This window comes from Aquimarina sp. 433 (assembly GCF_054054605.1).
Genome location: NZ_JBSWZK010000045.1, coordinates 1 through 292 on the forward strand (window position 1 = coordinate 1; position 292 = coordinate 292).

Sequence of the window (292 nt, forward strand, 5' to 3'; positions counted from 1 at the left end):
GCTGTCCTCGAGCACGGTGTCGTCGCCCACGACGATGCCCGTCCCATGACTTTCCTCGACCGCGACGTCGCTGATGGTCCATCGGGGGCCACCAGCGTGGATGACCCCGTGCTGGGCCGGTGTGGAGAAGCGCCGGAGGGTCACGTTGCTGATCGACACGTCCTCGGCGTCGGTGGGCCGCACGAAGTCGGGTTGCACGGCCAGCTCCATGGGCGTCGACTCGTCCGGCCTGGCGCCCAGCCACAGCTGATCGGACCCGTAGTCGAAGTACCACTCCCCCGCCTGGTCCAGG

The 292-nt window shown here is 68.8% G+C and carries 1 protein-coding gene; it reads right to left on the minus strand.

All coding sequences use genetic code 11. From position 1 onward, the window contains the following. On the minus strand, nt 1-292 hold a 292-nt coding region (locus tag ACWNT5_RS24280), incomplete at both ends, for a hypothetical protein (protein ID WP_456518865.1).